Source organism: Vibrio sp. S11_S32 (assembly GCF_014694465.1).
Taxonomy (GTDB): Bacteria; Pseudomonadota; Gammaproteobacteria; order Enterobacterales; family Vibrionaceae; genus Vibrio; species Vibrio algicola.
Map to the genome: position 1 here is coordinate 1 of NZ_JAAUWS010000161.1, position 350 is coordinate 350.

1 pseudogene is annotated in these 350 nt (G+C 42.9%); it reads left to right on the forward strand.

Annotated elements, in window-relative coordinates:
- Positions 1-10: 10 nt before the first annotated feature.
- Positions 11-206, forward strand: a pseudogene (locus tag HC723_RS17090) (AlpA family transcriptional regulator).
- Positions 207-350 lie beyond the last annotated feature (144 nt).

The following is a 350-nucleotide window of genomic DNA, read 5'->3' on the forward strand; positions in this document are numbered from 1 at the left end:
AGGACGTCCCATGAGATTTCTAAAACTAAAAGAAGTAATGCAAAAGACCGCCCTTAGCCGTTCAGCGATTTACAGAAAAATGAATGATAATAACTTTCCGCAATCAATCAATCAATTTAGGTGATAGAGCCGTCGCTTGGGTGGATAGTGAGGTTGAGGATTGGATGGAAGCGAGTTTGGGAGAGCGTGGAGTTAGGGAGCGATAGCTTTCACCGAAATGATGAGTGTGAAGAGGATGTTGATGCTTTCTCTTCATGTTTTACGTAGTGCTTAAACTAAGAATCGAACACATTGTAACTTATTCTTGTCGGGTGGACGACACCTGTTACCAAGTGCCGTCTCCCTAAGAA